At 40.9% G+C, this 23,991-nt stretch carries 16 protein-coding genes; 2 read left to right on the top strand and 14 right to left on the bottom strand.

Annotated elements, in window-relative coordinates:
- Positions 1-56 precede the first annotated feature (56 nt).
- The 7 genes from BLR37_RS22760 to BLR37_RS22790 all read right to left on the bottom strand — a co-directional run bounded on the left by BLR37_RS22760 (position 57) and on the right by BLR37_RS22790 (position 12,257).
- Positions 57-2,375 carry a glycoside hydrolase family 65 protein gene (locus tag BLR37_RS22760; RefSeq protein WP_090772693.1) on the bottom strand — a complete coding sequence of 773 codons (2,319 nt, stop codon included), beginning with the start codon at positions 2,373-2,375 and terminating at the stop codon, positions 57-59.
- A 90-nt stretch (positions 2,376-2,465) separates the two neighbouring features.
- Positions 2,466-3,152 carry a beta-phosphoglucomutase gene (gene pgmB, locus BLR37_RS22765; protein WP_090772695.1) on the bottom strand — a complete coding sequence of 229 codons (687 nt, stop codon included), beginning with the start codon at positions 3,150-3,152 and terminating at the stop codon, positions 2,466-2,468.
- Between the two features lie 41 nt (positions 3,153-3,193).
- Positions 3,194-5,134: a glycoside hydrolase family 13 protein gene (locus tag BLR37_RS22770; RefSeq protein WP_090772697.1), complete on the bottom strand. Its 1,941-nt coding sequence runs from the start codon at positions 5,132-5,134 to the stop codon at positions 3,194-3,196.
- A 73-nt stretch (positions 5,135-5,207) separates the two neighbouring features.
- The gene (locus BLR37_RS22775; RefSeq protein ID WP_090772699.1) at positions 5,208-6,212 is read right to left on the bottom strand and encodes a SusE domain-containing protein; all 1,005 of its coding nucleotides are present in this window, start codon (positions 6,210-6,212) and stop codon (positions 5,208-5,210) included.
- 19 nt (positions 6,213-6,231) lie between these two features.
- Positions 6,232-7,821, bottom strand: coding sequence for a RagB/SusD family nutrient uptake outer membrane protein (locus tag BLR37_RS22780; RefSeq protein WP_090772757.1), 1,590 nt, complete (start codon positions 7,819-7,821; stop codon positions 6,232-6,234).
- A 13-nt stretch (positions 7,822-7,834) separates the two neighbouring features.
- Positions 7,835-10,810: a SusC/RagA family TonB-linked outer membrane protein gene (locus BLR37_RS22785; RefSeq protein ID WP_090772701.1), complete on the bottom strand. Its 2,976-nt coding sequence runs from the start codon at positions 10,808-10,810 to the stop codon at positions 7,835-7,837.
- A gap of 433 nt (positions 10,811-11,243) precedes the next feature.
- Positions 11,244-12,257 carry a LacI family DNA-binding transcriptional regulator gene (locus BLR37_RS22790; protein ID WP_090772703.1) on the bottom strand — a complete coding sequence of 338 codons (1,014 nt, stop codon included), beginning with the start codon at positions 12,255-12,257 and terminating at the stop codon, positions 11,244-11,246.
- Positions 12,258-12,575: 318 nt separating this feature from the next.
- Here BLR37_RS22790 and BLR37_RS22795 point away from each other — a divergent pair, with 318 nt between their 5' ends.
- Positions 12,576-12,935 (top strand): response regulator, encoded by a 360-nt coding sequence (locus BLR37_RS22795; RefSeq protein ID WP_090772705.1) that lies wholly within the window; start codon positions 12,576-12,578, stop codon positions 12,933-12,935.
- Positions 12,936-13,054: 119 nt separating this feature from the next.
- Here the strand turns inward: BLR37_RS22795 and BLR37_RS22800 are convergent, their stop codons facing one another.
- Positions 13,055-13,414, bottom strand: a complete 360-nt coding sequence (locus tag BLR37_RS22800) for a DUF6717 family protein (RefSeq protein ID WP_090772706.1) — start codon at positions 13,412-13,414, stop codon at positions 13,055-13,057.
- A gap of 66 nt (positions 13,415-13,480) precedes the next feature.
- On the opposite strand from BLR37_RS22800, the gene dinB reads away from it, so the two are divergent.
- Complete coding sequence (dinB, locus tag BLR37_RS22805) at positions 13,481-14,581, top strand: DNA polymerase IV (RefSeq protein ID WP_090772708.1); 1,101 nt, start codon at positions 13,481-13,483, stop codon at positions 14,579-14,581.
- Positions 14,582-14,816: 235 nt separating this feature from the next.
- Here the strand turns inward: dinB and BLR37_RS22810 are convergent, their stop codons facing one another.
- The 6 genes from BLR37_RS22810 to BLR37_RS22835 all read right to left on the bottom strand — a co-directional run bounded on the left by BLR37_RS22810 (position 14,817) and on the right by BLR37_RS22835 (position 23,974).
- Positions 14,817-17,246 (bottom strand): glutaminase family protein, encoded by a 2,430-nt coding sequence (locus BLR37_RS22810; RefSeq protein ID WP_482211620.1) that lies wholly within the window; start codon positions 17,244-17,246, stop codon positions 14,817-14,819.
- 268 nt (positions 17,247-17,514) lie between these two features.
- Positions 17,515-18,348, bottom strand: a complete 834-nt coding sequence (locus tag BLR37_RS22815; protein ID WP_167356667.1) for a PKD domain-containing protein — start codon at positions 18,346-18,348, stop codon at positions 17,515-17,517.
- A 24-nt stretch (positions 18,349-18,372) separates the two neighbouring features.
- Positions 18,373-19,815 (bottom strand): PA14 domain-containing protein, encoded by a 1,443-nt coding sequence (locus BLR37_RS22820; protein WP_090772714.1) that lies wholly within the window; start codon positions 19,813-19,815, stop codon positions 18,373-18,375.
- A 31-nt stretch (positions 19,816-19,846) separates the two neighbouring features.
- The gene (locus tag BLR37_RS22825; protein ID WP_167356668.1) at positions 19,847-21,541 is read right to left on the bottom strand and encodes a DUF4983 domain-containing protein; all 1,695 of its coding nucleotides are present in this window, start codon (positions 21,539-21,541) and stop codon (positions 19,847-19,849) included.
- A 31-nt stretch (positions 21,542-21,572) separates the two neighbouring features.
- Positions 21,573-23,192: a DUF5008 domain-containing protein gene (locus tag BLR37_RS22830; RefSeq protein ID WP_090772718.1), complete on the bottom strand. Its 1,620-nt coding sequence runs from the start codon at positions 23,190-23,192 to the stop codon at positions 21,573-21,575.
- 32 nt (positions 23,193-23,224) lie between these two features.
- Positions 23,225-23,974, bottom strand: coding sequence for a hypothetical protein (locus BLR37_RS22835; protein WP_090772720.1), 750 nt, complete (start codon positions 23,972-23,974; stop codon positions 23,225-23,227).
- Positions 23,975-23,991: the final 17 nt, after the last annotated feature.

Genomic DNA, 23,991 nt, shown 5'->3' on the forward strand with positions numbered 1-23,991 from the left:
GCAATGACGGATCATTGAGAAAGATACATTTTCCATTTTACGTTTTACAGCTAGAATCATACCAACGCGGCGTTATTTACTTCAATTTCGGCATTTCCATCCAATTGATAAAATTGGTTTCTGATACCGATTTCCAAGCCTACAGTGCTGTTGTTTTTAATGTTTATGCCGTTTTCTGCAATATTAATTTTTAAAGTAGCTCCCCTGAAACCAATGGTGAAAGAAAACGATTTCCATTTGCCAGGTAAGAATGGGTTAAACTGCAATTTGCCGTTGCGTACACGCATACCTGCAAAGCCTTCTACAACACTCATCCAGGTACCTGCCATAGAGGTAATGTGCAATCCATCTTCGGTATCGTTGTTATAATCGTCGAGATCTAAACGGGCAGTACGCAGATAAAATTCGTAAGCACGTGCTTCATCATTTAATTTGGCAGCCAAAATGCTATGCACACAAGGTGATAAAGAACTTTCGTGAACGGTACGCGGTTCATAGAAATCGAAGTTTCTCCTGATGGTTTCTAAATCGTAATCTTCCTCAAAGAAATACAATCCCTGTAAAACATCGGCCTGTTTAATAAAGCACGAGCGTAATATGCGATCCCAGCTCCATTTCTGGTTAATTGGTCTTTCGCTTGCCGGTAAATCTTTAACCAAAATCTGCTCTTTATCCAGGTAACCATCCTGCTGTAAGAAAATACCCTGCGCTTTATCTTCCGGATAGTACATCTTTTCGATAATATCGGCCCAGTCAGCAAATTCTTTCTGGTCGAAACTTAAGCTTTTAACCAGGCTGTTGTATTTTTCTGGTTGTTGTTTTTGTACAATTTCAGCAGCTTCGGTAGCATATTTCATGCACCAGGTAGCCAGTAAATTGGTGTACCAGTTGTTGTTTACGTTATTCTCGTATTCGTTAGGTCCGGTTACGCCAAGCATTACATATTGCTGTTTTTCGTTGCTCCAGTTAACACGTTGTTTCCAAAAACGGGCAATGCTTATTAACACTTCCAAACCGTAGTCGGCCAGGTAACTTTCATCACCAGTATAGCGGATGTAGTTATAAATGGCAAAAGCAATGGCGCCGTTGCGGTGTATTTCTTCGAAGGTAATTTCCCATTCGTTATGGCATTCTTCTCCGTTCATGGTTACCATCGGATACAATGCTGCTCCATCTTTGAAACCTAATTTAGCTGCATTTTCTATGGCTTTGTCCAATTGCTTGTGGCGATAAACCAACAGATTTTTACTTACTTCCTGCGGAGCGGTTGCCAGGTAAAAAGGAACACAATAAGCTTCAGTATCCCAGTAAGTAGAGCCTCCGTATTTCTCGCCTGTAAATCCTTTCGGACCGATGTTTAGCCGGTCGTCTTTACCGGTATAGGTTTGAAACAATTGAAAAATATTGAAACGGATAGCTTGCTGGGCAGCTACATCACCTTCAATTACGATATCGCTTTCTTCCCATTTGGTGGCCCATGCCGCAGCCTGTTCCTGCAATAAGGTATCGAAACCTTTAGCTACAGCGCTGGCAATAACCGATTGGGTTTCTTTTAAAAGTGCATCTTTAGGATAATTTTCGGAAGATAAATTGGCCGCAATTTTAATCAGCGTTACTTCTTCATTTGTTTTAACCGCTACAGCAAAAGTTTGACCTACAAATTTTTCTTTGCGTACTTCTGTAGTATCAATAGCTAACGGTTGGCCGTTTTGGTAAACCTGAATATGGCTTCCGGTGCAAACTTCAAATTCGGTTTTCTTGGTTCTTAGCTGAATATAAGCCTCAGCACCAGAAATTTGATCAGTTACCTGATCCCAGAATTTTTCATCGTAGTTGCTATCCTGATTTTTAACATCACCATCAATAAAGGGAGTTAAAGTTAAGGTTCCTTCGAAGTTTAAAGGTGTAATGCTGTAACGGATTGCTCCTACTTCATCATCGGCAATGCTACAAAAACGGGTAGCTTTAACTTTAACTGTCTTGCCGCTTTTTAATTTAGCAGTGAAAGTACGCTCCAGGTATCCTTCGTGCATATTCAGTACCCGTTTAAAATCGCTCACCGCTGCAGTAGCCAAATCAAGTACTTCATCGTCGATTTTAACTCCAATCCCCACCCAATTTGCGGCATTTAAAACTTTGGCAAAATATTCAGGATAACCGTTTTTCCACCAGCCCACACGGGTTTTATCGGGATAATATACCCCTGCTACATAGTTGCCCAACAGGGTTTCGCCGGTGTAAGTTTCTTCAAAATTGGCACGTTGCCCCATGCGGCCATTACCTAAACTGAAAATACTTTCCGAAATTTTATTTAAATGTGGATCAAAACCTTCTTCGATAATGTTCCACTCATCTGCTTTAATGTAATTCTTCATTTTCTAGTATCAAGTAGTTAGTATCAAGTAATTGGTATTAGGTATCAAGATAAAACCACACTTGATACTTGCTACTTACTTGCTGCTCCTTTACAATTCTTCTAAATCCTTTACTGTTAATTTATCCAATCCGCTTACTACCTTGTCAGCTTCGGTAAGCACACTTTTTTCACCAATTCCAATGGCTTTCATTCCTCCTCTTTTGGCAGCTTCTACACCGGCTACAGCATCCTCAAAAACCACGCATTCTTCTGGCTTGAAACCTAAGAGTGATGCGCCCTTTAAAAAAACTTCGGGATCGGGTTTGGATTTGGTAACCATATTACCGTCCACAATTTCATCAAAGAAATGCGCCAGTTGCGTTCTTTCTAATATCGTTGCCGAGTTTTTACTTGCAGAGCCCAATGCCAGTTTATAACCCGCCTGATGAATGGCTGTAAGGAATTCGACCGTACCCGGCAAAACCTCTGCTGGAGTCATTTTGGTGATCATATCTACATACCAGCTATTTTTTAAAGTAGCCAGTTCTTCTTTCTCGGTATCGGTTTTGGTTACCCCACCCCAGGCTAAAATCTTATTTAAACTCTCTACCCTGCTTACCCCTTTCAACTGCTCGTTCTGCACTTCGGTAAAATCGAAACCCATGGTATTGGCCAAACGTTTCCAGGCCTGATAGTGGTACACGGCGGTATCAACCAGCACGCCATCCAGATCGAAGAGACAAGCCTTTATTTGAGATTTGAGACCTGAGATTTGAGATTTGAGATTTTCTTGCATCTTTCTATTTCTGGCCGTAGACTGAAGTCGACGGCAATAAATTAATTTAATTCGAGTACTAACGTTGTCTTGGCAGGCACTTTAATGTTTTTAAAATCGATGTTCTCTCCGGAGATTACATTTTTAGCAGTTGTAATGCCAGTTGTTCTTTCGGCGAAGCGATCGGTGTTTAATGATTTCTCTTTTTCTGTGTTGTTTACAATAACCATTACAGCGCCTTTTGGTTCGGCATTGTAGCGGAAATACACATACACATCATCCTGTGGTACAAACTGCATCAGCTTTCCGTTTTGCAGGGCTGCGCTATTTTTACGGAAATTGGCCAGCGTTCTAACAAAATTGAAAGCTTCGTTTTCTTTTGCTGTGCGACCATCGGCCACGAACTTATCTTTTTTGTCACCTTCCCATCCACCTGGAAAATCAGAGCGTACCAGACCATCAGGATTGGAGAAGTTTTTCATCAGAATTTCGGTGCCATAGTACATTTGCGGGATACCGCGCATGGTTAATAAGATGGCCATCCCCATTTTATATTTATCGAAATCTTCGTTCACTACCGAGTAAAAACGGCTCATATCGTGGTTATCGAGTGCAATGCAATTGCGGGTTGGATCCTGGTATAAAAAGTCGTGCGCAACTACATCGTATAACCGGTTAATGCCATCTGTCCAGCCGTTTTTGCCGTTCAAAGCTTCGTAAATGGCATCTTTAACGGCCATATCGGTAATGCCTGGCAAATGTGTATCGAAACCGCGGTTTACGGTATTGCCCTGGGTAAAAAAGGCCTGGTTAGCAACACCGTTTACAAAGGTTTCGCCAAAAATCGACAGCCTAGGAAACTCTGCTTTAATTTTAACGGCCCAATCGGCCATGTAAGCCGGGTCGTTATAAGGATAGGTATCTAAACGCAGTCCGTCGATACCTGCATATTCAATCCACCAGATGTGATTTTGGGTCAGGTAATTTTGGACATAAGGATTTTGCTCGTTTAAATCGGGCATCGAAGGTACAAACCAGCCATTCAGCATTTGCTTGCGGTCGGCAGTAGCGGCATGGGTATCCATTACGGTTTGATCGCGGTAACTGGTTTGGGTATATTTTGGCCATTGGTTTAACCAGCTTTTCATCGGTAAATCTTTATAAAACCAGTGCTGGGTGCCAATATGGTTGTGTACAATATCTTTAATCACTTTCATACCTTTGGCGTGGGCAGCAGCTACATATTGTTTGTAAAGCGCATTCGTTCCATAACGCGGATCGATTTTATAGTGATCGGTTACGGCATAGCCATGATAAGAAGCCTGAGCCATATCGTTTTCTACCTCCGGGGTCATCCAAACGGTAGTTACGCCTAAATCTTTCAGGTAATCGAGGTGATTCATCACTCCTTGTATGTCGCCGCCGTGGCGGTAGTACATGCTATCGCGGTTTAAGGCGGTTTCATTTAAGCCCTTCACCACATCATTGGTTTTATCGCCATTGGCGAAGCGATCGGGCATTAACAGGTAAATGAAATCTTTTTGCGTTACGCCTTGAATCCGGCCTGCGCTTTTATCGCGGGTTTTTAATTCGTAGCTGTAACTGAATATTTTTTTGCCGTTTACGAGAAAGTTAATTGGGAACGTTCCCGATTTTACGGTTGCCGAAAGGCTTAAATCGAGGAAAAGGTAATTTGGATTTTCTACTTTATTTACCTTAACGAGTTTAACGCCAGGATAATTTAAGGTTACGGTTGTACGGGCAATCTGATCGCCATGTACCAATAATTGTAATTTAGGGTTTTGCATGCCGGTAAACCAGAACATGGGTTCAATACGTTCTAATTTTTGGGCAAAGAGACTGGTACTAGACGATAGCAGCACCAGAATAATGAATATTTTTTTTAATCCGGTCGGTTTGGTTTTAGACTGGATTTTAGTTTGAGCATTTTTATTTAAAGAAAGAACGGAAGAAAAAATTGCTGAGGTAAGAAATCTGATCATGCTTAAACTTTAAAAGGTTAAAAAAACCCTGCAAAGATCAAAACGATCCTTACAGGGCGATTTTAGTTAATGATTAATTTTTAACAAGGGTATATTTACTACCGGTTACATCGAGTGTAATGGTATAATTACCTGCTGCAGCTACTGCAATATCAGCGCCACCAGCTGTTAAATTACCACCGCTGCCACCCAGGTTAACATCCCACTTATGGTCTTGTCTGAATTTAATTGAACCTGCTGTAAGGTTGGTGGTTACTTTCCAGGTTCCTTTACCATCGTTGATAAATTTCATGTCGGTATCTGTATCCCATTTACCAGGAGTTGCATCGCCAATAACGGCCCAAACTTTAGTATCTTCTATTTTGATAGTTTTAGCAGTAAGGTTAACCGTTACCTGTTTTAAGCCGGCAACACCTGAAGCGATATCGCCCCCAGAAGTACTGATTGCACCACCACCAGCATCGCCATAAGCTACATCCCATTTTTTCTCTGGTGTAATTTTAAAATTGCTACCATCAAATTTGATAATACCAATATATATGCCGTTGCTGGTTAATGAAACCAAACTATCGGCAGTTGCCGGGTTCCAGCCCTGATAGTTACCTGGCACATAAATCCATGCAGATGCTAAATATGGCGTAGCGCTTAGTGTAATGATATTGGAATAAGTTAAATCGTTTACTGCAGCTCCCGATTTTAAGCGTACTTCTACCTGGGCAGCTACACCAATTTTTCCACCTAAGGCTAAAATCATGTTGTTGATTTCGGTAACAGTAGGTGCATAGGTTTTAGTGGTAACCACTATCTCTTTCGGTGCTGCAAAGTTGGTACCCTTTAAAGCAAATTGTAAGGTAGTATTTACCGGTACCACATAACCACTTGAAGTAGCCAGCGGATAGCTTAAGGTAACCGCTGTTTGCGCCCCATTGGCTTGTACCAAATTCAATGCAGTTGTAGAAGCAGTTAATGTTCCTGCCGTCCCAACCACCGAAACCGTTTGGGTTTCATCTTTTTTGCACGACCAAAGCGATAAAGCCAGGAAGCAAAAGGCTAAGGTTTTGAAAAATATTGATTTCATCTTTTATTAAATATGAAGATTAATAACCTGTGTTTTGAACCAGATTCGGGTTGGCAATTAAATCTGCTGCCGGAATCGGGTAAATGTTGCGGTGTGCTGGAATTGAAGTTCCGGCTTTAACGCCGCCCTTAAATGGCCATAGGTAAGTAGAACCGGTAAATTTTCCGTAACGTACCAAATCTGTACGGCGGTGTCCTTCCCAGTACAACTCGCGCGCACGTTCATCCAGGTAAAAATCGACCGTTAAAGCAGCTGTGGTAAGATTACCATTGGCATTGCCATAAGCACGCTGGCGTAACGCATTTACATAGGTTAATGCCTGAGCAGCAGTACCACCAGAACCACCACGGGCAACCGCTTCGCCATAAATTAAATATTGCTCTGCCAAACGAAATAAGGCAAAATCAAGCGAGCTGAAAGTACCGTTTAATGATGCAGGTGTTACACCAGTTGAAGTTACGTTTTTGAATTTGGTTACACGCAAACCGTCAGTAAATACACCAATTTCATCTACCGCGCTTTTTGCACCAAAGAAAGTACCGCGTTTATCGGCGCTGCCATTGGCATCTGGAAATAAGGCAGGCAAATTCTGACGGGTTCTGTTGCCACCCCAGCCACCACTTGGCACGCCATAAGATGCAGTACCCATATCGGCATTAATACCAGCATTGATTAAGAAAGTAGTACCGCCATAGTTGGTACCGTTTACCCCATCATAATTTATGGTCAGGATGTTTTCGGTATTATTGATGTTGTTATCAGCCTTAAAAAGGTCCATGTAATTGGCTTTTAAGCTATAACCAGCAGCAATTACTTTGCTTGAATAAGTGATAGCTTCGGTATATTTAGCAGTACCAGTATACACTTGTGCATTTAAATATAACCTGGCAAGTAAAGCCCAGTCTGCACCTTTATCGGCACGGCCATACTCATTGGCGCGCGGTTCAGCTAAATCACCTTCAATTGCTTTAAGTTCCGATTCTACATAAGCGAATAAAGCTGCTCTTTGAATTTGTTTTGGAGCTACTTTACCAATCTCGTCGTTTTCGGTAACGAATGGCGGGTTACCAAAAGCATCTAACAATACCCAGTATTGGTAAGCACGTAGGAAACGGGCTTCGGCACGGTATTTCGCAATGGCTGTAGCATCAGCGCCAGTAATGTTGCGCGAGGCCAGTTTTTCTGGAGTGCTTTCGCGCAGGAATTCGTTACAAACCGTGATTTGTAAAATACTTCTTGAGTATAAACCTCTTAAAAACTGGTTATCTACACTTGGTATACCGTAGTCCAGTTCCGGAATACCGGTATCACCCCAGGCGCAGATGGCCTCATCGGTTACCAGCTCCTGCGAAGTCCAGAATAAGCGTAAAAAGTCTGCAAAACCAGAGTTTAACCCGCCGATATCGCTATTATCTGATCCGGTTGAACTGGTTAATGCGTAGGCAGCATACAATTTAACCAAACTTTGTTTATAACCAGCCGGAGTAGCATAAACGCTTGCCGAAGTTACATCGTTGGTAGGCAAAACGTTCAGGTCTCCTTTTTTGCATGAATTTAATGACAACAATAAAATACCTGATGCCAATATCGTTTTAAATGAATTTTTCATTTCTCTCTCTTTATTAAAAACCAACATTTAAACCTAAAGTGTATGTACGTGGACGTGGATACAGGTTGTAATCGATACCACTGCTCAGCTCAGGATCAATTCCATTGTAGTTTGTAACCGTGAAAACGTTCTGACAGTTTGCCGAAATTCTTAACGTTGTATTTCCGTTTTTAGATAATTTACCCGCGTTGTAAGAAATACCTGCGTTATCCATTTTCAGGAACGAAGCATTTTTAACATAGTAATCGCTCAGGAACTGGTTGTTCTGGAAATTGGTTGATAAGAAATCAGTCGATGCGTTGTTGATTACCCCCGATGGACTTAAGATGTTCGATCTGATCCCAAAGTTTGATGAAACGTTATCGTACACATAGTTGCCAAAGTTGGCTCTAAGTGAAGTGGTAAAGCTCCATTTTTTATAGGAAAAAGTAGTATTGAAGCCTAGTGTGATGTTCGGATCAGGAGCTTTATAGAAATACTGATCGCTTGTATTAATTACGCCATCCTTGTTCAAGTCTTCATAAACACCTTCCAATGGTTTGCCATCAGCATTATAAACCTGTTTGTACACATAAAATGATCCTGGAATCTGATTAACCGCATTGTATTTTAAAGTTACACCAGTACCACCGGTAATATCACCAGCGCCCACTTTCGAAGCCGGATCAGGGTTAAGCGTTAGGTTGGTTACCTTTCTTTTGTTGTAAGCAACATTTACACCTAAATCCCAGCTCGTATTTTCGGTTTTAATAGCTGCGAAATTTAAGCTGGCCTCAGCACCTCTCACATCCATATTACCCACATTGGTGGTTAATTCGTTGTTAAAGTTGGTACCTACCGGAATATTGATTTTGCTTAACAAATCGGAGGTTTTTTTGTAGTACACATCGATACTTCCGTATAAACGCCCTTTCATAAAACCGTAATCCAAACCTGCGTTGTAAGTGGTTGTAGTTTCCCATTTCAAATCAGGATCGTAAGCAGCAGGCGTGTAATAATTGTAGAAAGTATTACCAATCTGGTATTGACCGGTGTTGCTGTTAGCATAGTATTTCGATAGGTAATCGTAATAACCGATACCGTCTTTATTACCAGTTTGTCCGTAGCTTAAACGCAATTTCAGGTCAGATACTGATTCGCTGTTTTTCAGGAAGTTTTCGTTCGAAATTCTCCAGGTAAAGGCTGCTGAAGGGAAATAGCCCCAACGGTTTTTCTCTGAGAATTTAGAAGAAGCATCGGCCCTTAAAGTACCAGATAAGATATACTTATCGGCCAAAGTATAAATAAACCTGCCATAGTACGAAAGCAATTTATCGCGATCGGTAGAGAAAGGGAAAACCGGATTTACCAATACCTCACCTGTTCCTTTGTACGATGGGAAATTGTAACCGGTTTTAGAATTGTCGTAATAACCGTAACCGGCAGTTACATCGAAACGGCTTTTAATACTGGCCGCAGTATGGGCATAATTTAAGTAAAACTCAGAAAGCTTATTGGTTTCTGTGTTTAAAGAGCGGGTGTAAGAACCTTGGGTAGCCACACTTTGTGCTGCAAAAACCGGAACACGTACTGAACCATAACCTTTAGAAATATCATAACCTAAATTTAAGTTGGCATGTAATTCAGGTAAAAAGTGGAAAGAATAATCGAAACGTGCATTTCCAAAACTTCTTTCGGCTTTACCATTGTTATCGTTAAGCCTGATTAAAGCTACCGGGTTGCGCGGTGCATTCGGGTTTACCGAACCATCGCTTCTTAACCATTCGAAATAGTTACCAAAATTATTGTTGGCAGTTACCGATTGCGTTGGATCGAATTGAATAGCCGAACCTACAGCACCCGAATTGGCAAAATGCGATTCGGTTAAAGCACCTTTCAGGTTCAGATCGATTTTTAAGTGATCCTGAAATAATTTAGGTGAAATGCTGATAGCACCAGTTCCACGCGAAAAATGATCGGTTAATAAAAGTCCTTGCTGATCTAAATAACCTGCCGAAACACGGTAAGGTACGCCTTTAAACGAACCGGCAATACTTAAGCTGTTATCGGTTGAGAAAGCATTCTGATAAATTTCATCCTGCCAGTCGGTATTTGAACTGCCCAGTAAAGCGGTAAATTTCTTGCCATCATCATAAGAAGCATTTGGATTGGCATTTACAAAACTGCGGATTTGATCGGATGATAAAATATCTACTTTTTTAGCTACCGTAGCGATAGAGTTGTTGGTACTGAAATTAATTACCGGAGCACCAGAAGCACCTTTTTTAGTGGTAATTAAAATTACCCCGTTCGAGGCGCGCGAACCGTAAATAGCCGTTGCATTGGCATCTTTTAAAACGGTAAAAGTTTCAATATCGTTCGGGTTAACCAACGATAGCGGACTTGGTGCGTTGCCAATTGAGTTACCGCTGAAAGGTACCCCATCAATTACCACCAAAGGATCGTTACTGGCATTAAGCGATGCACCTCCACGGATACGGATGGTGCTACCCACACCTGGCTGACCACTGTTGGAAACAATGTTAACCCCGGCTACTTTACCCTGAATCAATTGCTCAGGAGTAGTAATGGTACCTTTCTGAAAATCTTTGGCATTTACCGTAGTGATAGATCCCGTCAGGTTTTTCTTTTCGGCTGTACCGTAACCAATTACCACCACTTCGTTGAGTTTTTGGGCATCGGGTACCAATTGAAAATTTACAGTAGCATTTGCCGAAACGCTAACTGTTTTATCGAGGGTTTGATAACCGATAAAACTGGCCGATAGGGTTACCGAACCATTCGATAATCCTGCCAGTTTAAAAACACCATTTGCGTCTGTTGCTGTACTTCTGGTTGTTCCCTTAATAACTACGGAAGCACCAGGTAATGGCAAGCCGGTTTCGTCAAGCACCTTTCCAGACACCGATCCGGTTTGTGCTTTTACCATTAATGCTGAAAAAACTAACAGCACCAAAAGCCCCTGTTTTAACAGGTAAAATACTCTCATATTTGAAGCTCGTTTAAGTATAAAAATTTGGTTAAATATTATAGTGATTTACACATAGGACTAATTTACAGCCCGTAACGACATTTCAAAATTTATTTAAAAAATATATTTCGGGCTGTTTTTCGGCTGATAATTTCCGGTCATAAAAATCATTTTTCGACATAACTAAAAGTCACGTTAAATAATTGTTAAATTATTAATCATCTGAAAATCAATTAATTAAAATTGTTAAATTCAAAAATTAAGTGTATTTTTTACACTAAGCTATTTTTAACGGATTTTTCGGGAACGTTCCCGAAAAACCGGGATCATTTTAAAGTCAATTTTCGGGAACGTTCCCGAAAACGAGTCGAAATTCTGCGTATTTTACACTAAGTGTCGAAAATTTTTGAAATTTTTGAGCTGAAAAATTGGGGAATTTTTGAGCTGTTTTTTAGCCTTTTGAAGTCGAATTCCGGGCGATAATTTTTGAGCTTAAAACTACCTCATTCGGGGTGTTTTTATCTTCATTATTATCTAAAATGGAGAACAGTAATCGGGCCGACTCTTCCCCTATTTCTGTCGCGGGTTGAGTGATGGTGGTAAGTGAAGGATTTAGCAACGGTGCAATTTCCAGACTAGAGAAACTGATCACTTTTAAATCAGTCGGAATATTGATTTTTAAATCGTAACAGGCATAGTAAGTAGCAAAGGCCAAACGTTCTACCGAAGTAAAAACACCATCGGGCTTTAATTCGGTCAAAGCCTCTTTAATGATCACACTATTTTCTTCATAGCTGTTGCTGCAATCTACAATCAAATGCTCATCAAATGGCACCTCATGTTTGGCCAGCGCATCGATATAGCCCTGCATACGGGTTTTACCGATAGATAAACTTTTGTTCACCACCAGGTAGGCAATGCGCTTACACCCCTGCTCTATCAAGTGCTCAGTAGCCAGAAAACTACTGTTGTAATCGTTCGTAATTACCCGCGGGGTTTCAATATCTTCGTAAATCCTGTCGAAAAATACCAGAGGCAAACGTTTTGCGCCAAATTTATTCAGGTAATTATGGTCGTTGGCCTCGCCCGATACCGACATGATAATGCCATCGGCCCTGCCATTGTGCAAGTGACGGATAAAATTAACTTCTTTTTTATATTCATCATCTGTTACGTAGATGAGGATATGATAACCGTTTTCGCGTGCTACACGCTCAATGCCATGAATGGCCTGCGAGAAATAGTTGTTGGCCAGCTCGGGCACGATAACCGCAATGGTTTTACTTTTTTGCTCGCGCAAGTTGCTGGCGTAATGATTGGGCTGATAGTTTAATTCTTTTGCTTTGGCTAATATACGTTCTTTGGTAGCCACATTAATGTCGCTATTATCCCTGAACGCCCTCGAAATTGTTGAAGTAGATAAATTTAAAGCCTCCGCTAACTTCTTAATATTAATACTATCCATTTGGCCACTAAATTCAATTAACCTGAATTAATGCTGTAAATATAAAGTATAAAAATCCTAAATAATTTATACGCGACGCAAAATTATCTGTTCAGCTGGGCTAAAAAATTAATAGGTGCAACAAAAGCTTTATTAAAACTGATCAGATTTACTGGTTTTTTCAATAAATTATATCATTTTTAAAGCCTCAAAACCGACAAATAAATATTTATATTTTTAAAACAAAAAACAGATTTTAGCTATTAATAATAAAAGGTTAATGCTCATGTTTGCTTTTAAAAATGCATAACAGGAACTGAATGGATATAAAACTACAAAATGAGAAATAAGAAAATACTCATTGCAGACGATGACGAAGGCATTGTTGACGCTGTGACGATGATTTTGGAGGTGATGGGCTATGAGGTTGACTATACTTATGACGGCGGGGCGGTAATAGATGCGGTGAAAAATAAACCAGATTTAATAATGCTCGATATCTGGATGAGTGGTTACGACGGAAGGGATATCTGTAAGCAGCTTAAAAATGATCCGCGATACCGCGAAATTCCAATACTGATGATTTCTGCCAGCAGGGATATCAGGCAATCTGCTATGGACGCCGGTGCTAACGATTTTATGGAAAAGCCCTTCGAAATGGATTCACTGCTCAATAAGGTTGATCATCTTTTAAACTAAGTTTTTACTCATTACTTTACCATATAAGGCAATTGAGGGCATTTAAATATTCATTGACTTTAATAAGCGCTATTATTCTTAATATCCTTCATTTCTTAATGATAAATGTTTGGGTCTTTTCAATCAACACTTATCTCTTTAAAATAGATTCGTTCGGGCAATTGTTTAAATACAAATTCGGTAACATGGCAAAGCCAAAGCCTGTGGTTTTTAACATCACCTTTAAAGGTTTCTAAGATATAATCGCCACCAGCACCCAGGTTCTCTTCACGAACGTAAACCAGCTCTAAAATTTCGGCCTGCTCAAAATGTTCATCTGCAAGCAGCAATTTACATTCACCAGTCGATGCGGCTATCCAGTTTAACAAATCATCGGCCCCTTCTACCATTTGCAGCTCATCTAAGGCCCCTGCCCATTCCGGAATATCGGCATACCATTCGTGTTTGGCATTCTTATAAAAGCGGATCGATCTTTCCATATTTTGTAAAGAAAAAAATTCTATTTCAATAATGCTAAAAAAAATAGCGAAATTTATTTCATCCCAATGTCTGAAGAAACTACCATAGCTTTAAGAAAGATTATCCATATCGATATGGATGCTTTTTATGCGTCGGTAGAGCAGCGTGATTTTCCGGAATACCGCGGAAAACCGCTTGTAGTTGGTGGCAAGCCCGACAGCCGCGGGGTGGTATCTACGGCAAGTTACGAAGCCCGGCAATATGGCATCCGCTCGGCCATGCCTTCCAGTAAAGCCTATCAGTTATGTCCGACGGCTATTTTTGTGTATCCCCGGTTTGATGCTTATACTGCGGCTTCGAAAGCCATCAGGGAAATATTTAGCAGGTACACTGATTTAATTGAACCTTTATCTTTAGATGAAGCTTATCTGGATGTTACCGAAGATAAACTGGGTATTGGATCGGCAATCGATATTGCCCAATCAATCAAAGATGCCATTAAAAATGAGCTGAATTTAACGGCCTCTGCAGGGGTATCAACAAATAAATTTGTGGCCAAGGTAGCATCTGATATGAATAAACCCGATGGTTTAACTTTTATCGGCCCATCGAAAATTAAAGCTTTTATGGAAAAGCTGCCGGTCGAAAAATTCTTTGGTGTGGGTAAAGTAACTGCCGCTAAAATGAAAGCCATGCAGCTTAATACCGGGGCAGACCTAAAAAAATTAACTGAAGCACAGCTTATTGCCCAGTTCGGTAAATCGGGCATGTTTTATTACAAAATTGTACGTGGCATTGACGAGCGGCCGGTGAGGGCAAACCGCGAGGCGAAATCGGTTGGTGCAGAAGATACCTTGCCTGAAGATACCAATGATGATGCGGTAATGCACGATCTGCTGAAACAGATTAGTGAAACGGTAAGTAAACGCCTGGAAAAATACCAGCTGAGTGGCAAAACGATTACTTTGAAAATAAAATTTGCCGATTTTAAACTGATTACGCGGAGCAGATCGTTCCTTACTCCAATCCATCAGGCAGAAGTAATGTACAAAGAAGCCATAAAATTGCTTGAAGAAGCAGAACTGGGGGCGTCGAAGGTAAGATTACTGGGGATTACTTTGTCGCGCTTTTATGATGGTACCGAAATCGAAAAAAGGGAGAATAACCAGCTTGAATTTGAGTTTTGATTCTCTATTAACAGCGATAAAATCGCTGATCCCGTTCATCCTCGTTACAAATTACGCTAACGCTCGTTTCTAACGAGCGCGTAAATAGCTATTCGTTTGCAACGAATTAAAACGCGACGGGAGTCGCTGAGCTAAACATGCAATTACTTGTTTAATCAAAAACCATTTCATTAAAAAAGGCCCTGCACCAATGCAGGACCTTCGATTGTTAATTTAAAGGGTAATAAATTAAATCTTATTTGGCTTTTAGTTTATCGGCAAACATTTTCATGTAAAAACCGCCGATAACACTACGGGCTTTAAAATTATCGCGGATACCAGTGTTCGAATCGTAAAAATCGTTTAATGGCACCCTTGATTCGGTTTCGATAGCGTGTTTGTAAACCGGATGTACCAAAGCTTCAAACTCCTCGCGTGTTGGCGCAAATGTAGCCGTCCACAAAATCCAGTCGTTTTTAGTGTAGGCTTTTCTGCTATCCAACGGAATACCATACCGGTTTTGTTTAGTCAGGTAATACTTGGTTTCGGTATCATAAATTTTCTGAGGGAAGAGATTTAAATCCAGAACCTTATCCCATACCAGGTTATATTTCTGGCTCCAGGTATTTTTATTGTCAAAGGTTAAAGCATAGTGATCGCCTGCATCGGCCATTTCCATCCATTTAGGTACCATGCTTTCGGCAATGTCGCGGTATTTTTTAGCAACATCGCTATAACCTAAAGTTTGCGCCATTTGCGCATAGCAGGCAATACCTACAATGGCTTTAACCGATAAATTGGCATTACGCGCCAGGTGACCAGCAAAATCATCGGTACACAATTGCGTTTTTGGATCTAAGCCTTCTTTGGTTAAATAATCAACCCAGGTGGTTAATGTTTTCCAGTGCGCTTTGGCGTAATCGGCATTGCCTTGTGCCTTAGCAATGGCTGCGGTTAAAATAATCATATTGCCCGATTCTTCAACCGGCATAGGCTCGCCATAAGTTTGACCATTTGCCAAAGGATAAGTACCTAAATCATGTGCTGCCCATGGGTGCGGGTATTTTCCGCTTTCGCTGAAATAAAAAATACCGTTTAGCATACCTTGCAACAATTGTGGGTTGTAAATGAGGTACAGCGGTGCCGATGGATAGGTAACATCAACGGTATTGATAAAACCACCGCTATTGTTTTCTTTTGATAACCATAAAAGTTCGCCATGCTGACTTTTTACCAATGTGTGTGCAGCAATACTTTGGCGGTAAGCTAAAACACATAAATCGGCATATTCTTTTCCACCCGATTTTAATGCATCCGCATACACCGATTTGTTAAAGGCTTCGCATTTGGCTATAACTGTTTTGTACTCGTTAGCAGCAGCAGTTAACTGTCCTTCGATGGTTTCTTTACCAGAAGTATTCCACCAGGGCCTTAAATTCTGGTTAAAGTATTGTACCGAATAAATTTCATCGTAAGCCAACTCAACATATTTTTCTACAGCTGCTTTGCCTACCGCACCAAATGGAATAATCGTATTTAGGGCCAGCATTTTGCCTTGTTTAGCTGTTGAAGCAGCATTTCCGTTTCTGAAAGCATCGGCTGCATCTTTTTCGGCAGTTACAAACTGGATGGCGTTACTGGTTTTTGGTGCCGCCACATAAAAATAACCCCAGTCAATGCGCATGTCATCACTCGCTTTTTGTAACACTGGCTGCTCTACCGTACCGGCTTTTAATACCGATAATTTCGGCGTGTTGTATTTACTGGTTGTTACCTCTTGCGAAGGACGGTAAACGGCAATATTGGTCGAAGCACTTAAATAAGCCTTAACCTGGTGCGTTTTGCCATCGTTTGCTTTAACCTGATAGGAAACGTAAGAAACCGGACGTGCAAACAAACCTAAATCGTTCATTAACAATGGCGAAGTAAAGGTTAATTTTAAATCTACTTTGCCACAGGTAAAGTTGTAAATGGTTTGTGTAGCATTAATATCGACACTTTTTTGCTTGGCCAGTTGTACTTTTTCGGCATTGTCTTTTAATTTATCAACGAGACCAAAATCGAGGTAACGACCACCAGCCGTGTTAATTAAATGAATAGCAATTACATTCGAACCTGCTTTTAATGCACTTTTATCACTATTACTTAAAGCCACATACTGGAAGGTATTTGTCCAGCCTTCTTTGGTATAAATTTTCTTGCCATTCAGGAAAACCTCGATATTATCGTCGTGGTTTATTTTTAAGAACAACTCATTTATTGATTTCGGGTTGGCCACATTAAATGTTCGGCGCACCCAAATATCGTGCGATTTCCATAAGGTTTTAACGGTTTTAGCGTCATCACCAATAGGAGCAGCACCGGTTTTCCAGCTAGCTGCATTATAATTTTCAGCTTTCCAATCGCCTTGTGGTTCAGTTTCAGTATAATTTACCTGAAAGCCCTTTTCGTCAGAAGCGGGTACAATGGTTTTGTAATTGGTAGCCTCTTTGCCTAAAAAGCGGTAAATATTGCCATCAACATTAATAAGCCCTAAAAGCGAATGCTCGGCACCTGTCCAGTGCTGGGTAGACGATTCGTTTAATTTATCGGTGTTAGACCAGATGCTGAAATAAGTATTGTGCGTAATTAAAGGATAGGCTGGTGCCTTTCGATCCTGCGCTTTGAGCAAACCACCTGCAAACATGCAGCCGAGTAAGCCTAAAAATTTTAAAGTTTTGGTTTTGTTCATGATCTGTGTGTGTATTTTGAAATTTATATTCTGGTTAGAAACAGCTTAGTTAAACGTTTTACTAAAGTATAAAATATAATTTAAATAGACGAGTAATTTCAGACTTTAATTGTCTAACTGACAATTAAATTTAATCGTTGAACCTCAGAAAAATCTGCTCAAAAAAAATACATGAAGTTTTTAGGCCTCATGTATCTTCAAATGGTGTGGAGAGAATATTAATTTATGGTTGTTTTTTGTTGATGGTCCATTCTGCCAGCTGGAATATACGGCTACCCCTGTTCGATTTGATGTACAGCCTGTAAAACTTATAGGCGATGTAATTGTCGAAGTGGAAAAGCTTGGTTTGCTTTCTACTTACTCCACTATTTTCATTTGCCCATGGGCACACGGTTACGGTATGCAGATCGGTGAACTGAATACCATCTAACGATCCCTGTAAAATCCAGTATCTCGGGTCGCGATCGGCGGCATCATTACCCGATGTCATGGTATAAGCACCCACAACTTGCGGTGTATTGAGCTCGAAAGTACAGCGTTGCGTGCCATCAAAACCTGCCTGTAAGAATTTGGTATTGATATCCTGATCGACCAGTTTACTAGATCCCTCAGCAGAATTGGGGCCTGCCCCAGCCTCGAGGTTAACCGAAAATTTACCACCAATGGTTTTCATGTAGTTTTCGCCGTATTTGGTTGGGTCGAAGTTAGGGTCAACCACTTTCAGGTTAATCTCTTTAGTTGCAGAGTAGCCCTGTCCATTACGGATCGTTAAAATCACCCGGTAAGTACCCGGAAAGCGGTATACGTGTTTGGGCGAAACTTCAACCGAAGTACTGTCATCGCCAAACTGCCACAACAAGGTTTTATAATTTTTCGGATCGGCTGTAAACTGCACCTCCTGGTATTTTGCTGGGTCTGGTATTTTATAATCGAAAGCTACCAATGGTTTTGGCTCTTCTACCACCGGAACAACTTCCTCGGTATCGCTGTTTTTGCATTTTACCGTTAACACAACGATAAGCAGTAAAAGCGCACAGATGTTGAATAATCTTTTCATGTTACTTTTCATATCTATTTATGTTTATGGGGTTGGAAATAATTGTGTTTTTGGAATGGCACGTTTACCTGTTATACCTGCTGATGGCACTTCATACTCGAGATAAGCTTGCTGGCCACCCACATTTTCGCGGTGGTGTGCTTCAATTCTGTATTTAATACCGCGCTCTAAACGAACAGTTGCTTTTCTTTCTGGTTTATCCCACTGCGTGGTGTAATCGTCAATAACAGCTTTACCATTAATGTATAAACGCGATCCATCATCCCAACGGGTTTGATAGAAAATATAATCGCCCCTTACCGGTGCCAAAAATTCGCCCGACCATTTTGTAGCAAAATTATCGCGGCTTAAAGATGCTCCAGCTGTATTTTTCACATTATCAGGCCAGCCATCGCCTGAAAACTCGATTGTACCATCAATACGGGTAGCAAAAGGCTCACGGCCATCATCTGGTGCCAGCTGGGTATTGGTGTAATATTTTGCAATTAAGCCGGTACCGTTACCAATAATTGGTGAGTTGTTATCGAGGTTTACGCTCGGATCTACTACCACAATAACCTTGCCTTTTGTAGGGTGAATAACATGGTTGGTATTGTCGCTAAGGCTCAGGGCAAAAGCAAATTTTTTATTGGCTACGATGTTGGCATCAAAAACTGGCCAAGGAATAGATAACCTTACTGTTGCACTGCTTGCCCCGGTGTTAAACCTTATCAAAGTATCGAGGCTAAAATCTTTAGCGGCCAGGTGAACAGCGTTTGTAAGCGTACCAGCTGAAAGTAAGGTGGCAATGGTATCGATATTATCTTTAACTTTTACGTTAAAGGCTGTTGTAGGGGCATTATCTAAACTGATAATTAAAGGAATGGTAACCCCGGCAGGCCCAACCTGATAATTTGGCCCTTGCGTTACGGTGTAAGTGCCTCCGCCTTGAAAGGTAAGGAAATGCACATCACTTTGTTTTAATAAATCGGAAGTATTAATGATAACCAGAATGGTTGATTTACCATTGGCAATTTTATTACCTTTTCCCGGGGCTGATAATTTCAAAGCAAAAACCACTTTCTTGCCCAGATAACGCTCCAATACCGATCTGCGCACAATGGCTACACCTTCGGCATTGTCGGTACCATAAGCTACATTAATTACATTTGGGTATTCTACCGCAGCCGATGGCATCAGGATGGCATTGGTTAGCCCACCATTACCAATTAACTGGGTAACGGTATCGTTATTTAAGGTTAAACCCACCTGAAAAGCTTCTTCAGCCATTCCGGAAAGGGAAATTTTGAAAGGCACTTTCACAAACTGGTTATCCATAGTTACATTGCCTACCACAATCCCCTCGCCGGTAATACTTTTACCAGCCGGATCGGGTATTTTCAAATCTTCTATCTGCGATTCTTTACATGAATAGGCACCAACAATGATGGTGAAACCCATTAGCAGGCTGTATATAATTTTTTTCATTTTTGATATTTTTAAATGATCAGCAATTATTTTATTGGTCTAACCAAACTCTTCCGTCAAGCGCCCAGGTTTGTTTGTTGGCTATTTTTAGCCAGTTGATTACCTGCACTGGTATATCGGCTGTTTGGGGCACCAACACTGCCAAAGTACTGGCAGAAGGCGGGCAAATTAAATCGTTAAAGTTCTCCCAGGCATATGCACCCTGTAATTTAAAATCGTGGGCTTGTGAAGAAAGATCGATCATTTTATCGCCGTTCCCATCGGTAGCAGGCCAGTAGCCTACCAAATAGTTATAAGAAGGGTGACTCTGATCGATGGCAGTTTCGCAGGCATATTGATCAATTACCCCATCAGGTACACTCAGCTTAAAGAAACGGATATCGGTAACATATACATCGGGTTCTCCGTGCCCCTGGCCATTTAAATAGCCCAGTTTAAGTGCGTTTGAGTTAGCCAGTGAACCTGAATTGGTAATTTCTACCTCGTTGTTATATTTACCATTGGTATAAGTACGGATGAACCTTTGATTGCCACGCTGCTCTAATTTAACTGAAAGGTTTTCCCAGCGTCCCTGAATAAGGTCGCCCCCTCTGCATTGCTTGTAATCGCCATCTTTGGTACCTCTCCACTCAAAATACCAGTAACGGTCTTCGAGATAGATTACCCAACCCACGCTTGGGTGCCCGCTCGACCATTCGTTCCGCTTACCCAAAATGCTTGGCCAGAAAAACTGTTCTTTGTTCTTTTTCACTTTAAGCTCGATGGTCATTTTGGTGGTATCGTCGATATTGTAAACGTTTGCATCTTCGGGCGCAATTTCTGCCCTGATGGTTTGACCAACCAGTTTAACGGTTTTACCCAGGTACCGGTTGCCCGTAAATGGCTTTACAAGTATCCTTTTCTTATAACTTTCGCTGTAATAAATCACAAATGCATTATTTGCCGTTTTACTAAAAATGGTTTGATCGTCGGCATTTGGCGGAAGAGTAAATGCACCTCCATCACTCGACGCAATTACCACGAGCCAATCTTCGTTTGCATAATTTTTCCGCTTTTTTAAAGCAGTAATAATCTCGCCTACACCGGCATCGAATTTTTCGATAGCAGCTTTATAGGCAGGAAATGAATTATCGTAACCAGAAGCCATACCGGCTTTATCTACATCGGTAAAATGCCCAACCACTACAGAAGCGGTATCGGTATTGAGCTGATTAATTACGGCTGCTTTTACCTGATCGTCGCCAGCTACCAGATCGCTGATATCGGCACCGGTGGTTAAACTCTTAAACACTGCCGATGAGGTATAAGCTGCAATTTTAGTTTGCGGTCTGCTTTCTTTAATCCGCTTAAAAATGATCGGATAATTTTGCAGGTTGTTATTGGTTAAGGCATCGTCGTTTACCAGGCTTTTGGTTTTCTTTACCCCGGTTAACATGTTTGCCCAATTGCTGGCATTCTGCGTAGCTTCCGGCTCGTTTAAAGCCACCCAACTGTAAATGGAAGTGGGTAATAAAGCGGTAATATTCGGAATATTTGCCGCAGCTACCGATTGTCCCCTTGCACCATCAACAACCAGGTACAAAACCTTGCGACTGCCATATCTCACTTTGGTGGTATCGGTACCATCTTTGGTACCAAGCGTTCTATCAAAATCTTTGTTACAAGAAAATATGGCCGTTGTAATTATTGCGGCCATCAGCCCAATCAATAATCTATATTTTTTCATTATGCTCATCTTAATTTATATTTAACTGGGCTTATTCAATTGTTACTCTTACAATATTGTTATACGGCAGGTTATCGAAACGGTAAAAACCACCAATCAGCAATAAAGCTTTTTTACCATCGGCAGATTTGGTTTCAACCACATCCGAAAGATTTCCGGAGAATGGCCCTGTAGCGTTATAGCCAGGTGCAAGTAAACCTGCCGGCGTAAGCACCATAAAACCGTTACGGGTTACATTATTGTATTTTTTAAAGGCACCACCTACTACAATGAGGCCACCTGTAATTTGACGTGCAAAGCCTGGATAACCACCTTCGAATGAACGTGCGTTGAACGATTCGTCTAAACTTCCGTCTTCGTTAATCAAAGCCATGCCATTGGCAGGTTTGCCATTGTAACGGGTAAAAGTTCCGGTAATTAAATATTTATGTGTTGTGGCATTATAGGTAAGTGAACTGATGTAATTATCTACCCCGCTGCCCGGGTTAAAGCTCGGATCAACCGTTCCGTTGGCTGCAAGCCTTAATATACGGCCTGCAGGTTGCCCATCGAAGGTGTTGAAACTACCAAAAACCATTAGTTTTTCGAGATTGGCTGCATCGGTATGCATATAGGTATCAATGGGTCCGTTGGCACTTACATTACCCTTATTTGTTCCGATATCGAAACGGAAAGTTTTATCTAAAGAACCATCAAGGTTAAACCTCAATATCTGGCGGATTTCGGTACTATCCAGAATCACAGTATCGCGGGTAAAGTCGTAATTATCTTTATCGTAAGTACGTTTTACATAATACCTGAAATTACCTGTAGCCAAAATTTTGCCCTGGTGCGGATAAATGCGGTTGATAAATTCGTTGGTACCACCATTAAATTTCGGGAACCATTTTTGGGTTACGGTATCGGTTAAGGTTGGTTTCTTTTTGGTTTGTATTTTAATGGTATCAATGGCACCGTTAGGGTACAAACTGGTAATGTTGCTGATGTTTTCGGTACGTTGGTTGTAACCGCTAAAACCGCCGGCAATGATAAAACGTCCGCCAATTTCGATTACGCGCGATAACGAACCATTAGCCCCCCTGCCCGTTCTGAAAGTACGGTCGTAATCGCCATCTAAAGATGTTCTGGCAATGCGGTTAATATTGGTAACAATCCCTTTATTATCGTAGTTGCTAAAGCTGCCGATTACCAGCGCACGACCATCCTGCATTTCGTAAAACTGACTTACGTAACCATTTGTACCTGCTGTTGCTTTCCAGGTAATATCGTTTTTGATAATACCTGTTACGGTAAACTGCGGACCAAGAATCAGTTGATCGCCAACAGCAATTGAAGTATTGCCTGTACTTCCAGCATCGGGTACTTTAACGGTAATTTCGGATGCAGTTACGCTTAACACCTGCGCTTTTTCGCCGTTAAACATAAAGCTTAACTGATCTTTATAAGGTAAAAGCCCGGTGGCCTTAACAGTAACGGTTGTACCAACAATACCTTCGGCAGGTACTGGTGGTAAGGTCTGGCTCATGCTTATACCCAATGCAGCCTTTCCGTCTGCATAGGGATCGCTACCCAATTCTTCTTCTTTTTTACATCCCTGAATAACTAAGGAGCAAAGAAAAAATACGATTAGCATGTATTTTATTTTTTTCATGATTTTGTTCTTTTAAAATTACAACAGGCTAATTATTTATTACTTGGCGTTAAACCGGTATTATACACATCGTTAAAAAACTCGTAAATGCTAAATCCGAGGTATGCGCCCTGGTAGCGCAGGCTGTGCACCATACCATTGGTTGGCTTGATATCTGAGGAAGCAATGTAACTGATGTACCAATTATCGTTCGGCTTTGAAATATCGGGTATGTACGAAAACACCAATTGCCTGTAACCGATATATTTAATCCCGTTGGCGCTGTTGTAAACCACACCTATGTTCGATACATCGTTATTGTAATCGTAGTGCAGGGCGCCAGGATAAATGCTTTTTAAATCCATATCAATCTGTGGATAATCTTTTAATGCATTTACCCCTTTAAACATATAGCGTTGCAGGTATTTACGCCAAATTTGCGGACTAATCTGATCAAGTGTTTTTACGGTATCCTTTCCGGCTTCGTAAAGCATTTGGTTTAAGGATAGTAATCTTGGGTTTTTCTTGGTTTCGAAAGTGTGTATATCGCCAATTGTTCTTTTAATTACATCATCATCAAAGGCAAAAAAGGTAAAGTCTTCTTTACTAAACTGATCTTCCATACCAGCCAGCTTAACTATTTGTGCTACGGTATCGAAGGGAACCTTTTTATCTTTCAGGTATTGCAGCATACTGCCCTGATAATCGGGATTGGCCCTGCCGCCATCTATATAATATTCGTCACGTTTACAAGCATTTAACAAGAGTAAAAGTGCAGCACATATCATCATTAGCTTTTTCATATCTTCTTCTTAATCTT

The organism is Pedobacter soli (assembly GCF_900101435.1).
In the GTDB taxonomy this organism is placed as follows: Bacteria; Bacteroidota; Bacteroidia; order Sphingobacteriales; family Sphingobacteriaceae; genus Pedobacter; species Pedobacter soli.